This window comes from Caballeronia sordidicola (genome assembly GCF_001544455.2).
In the GTDB taxonomy this organism is placed as follows: Bacteria; Pseudomonadota; Gammaproteobacteria; order Burkholderiales; family Burkholderiaceae; genus Caballeronia; species Caballeronia sordidicola.
Window position 1 is genome coordinate 1 of record NZ_FCOC02000065.1, and the last position, 811, is coordinate 811.

Genomic DNA, 811 nt, shown 5'->3' on the forward strand with positions numbered 1-811 from the left:
GCGTGGTGACGGCCTGCGCCTGCTTCACACGTTCAATCGCGGCCTGGACATCGAGGTTCTGGCCCAACACCGACGCCACCAGTTCGTGCAGCACCGGATCGCCGAATTGCAGCCACCATGCGGCGGTATTGGTATCGGCGATATTTTCGGGTGCGTCCACACTCCAGTTTTCAGGTGCGATTGCCTTCACCGTCGATGGCAGGTCCGCATGTTTCGCGGGTTGAACGGCGCACGCCGCGAGCATCAGGCTCGCTGCCAGCGCCAGCAATTTTTTATGCATGGTCGACCTTAATGAGCATCAGGAGAAGGCGGAGCAGCGCCAATCGGCCGCGCGAAAATCACGCTGATCGCGCCGATGCCAAAGCACAGTGCAAGCACGAAGAACGTGTCGGAGAACGTCAGCACGAGCGCCTCGCGCATCACGAGCGCATGCAGGTTTGCAAGGCTGGCGTTGGTCGCGCTCAGGGCGTCGCCCGCCACCGATCCCCAATGAGCGAACTGTCGCGCGAGAAACGCCTCGGTTTGCGGATTGCCCGTGCTCACGCTTTCGCTCAGGCGTTCATAGTGGAAATTCAAGCGGTCGTTGAGCATGGTCGCGCTCACCGCAATGCCAATCGCGCCGCCTAAGTTGCGCATCAGGTTGAACAGTCCGCTTGCCGACTTCAACCGCGATTGCGGCAACGACCCGAGCGCCATGGTGACCACGGGCGGCACGAGAAATTGCTGTCCGATTCCACGCAGCGCCTGCGGCAGCAACAATTGTTGCCAGCCCCAGTCGTTGGTCAGCGGCACATAGAAATAACACCCGACT

2 pseudogenes are annotated in these 811 nt (G+C 60.9%); both read right to left on the minus strand.

Annotated features, from left to right (window positions below):
- Nucleotides 1–280: pseudogene (locus AWB64_RS30590) on the minus strand (efflux transporter outer membrane subunit); the annotation flags it as partial.
- An 8-nt stretch (nucleotides 281–288) separates the two neighbouring features.
- Nucleotides 289–811, minus strand: a pseudogene (locus AWB64_RS30595) (DHA2 family efflux MFS transporter permease subunit); the annotation flags it as partial.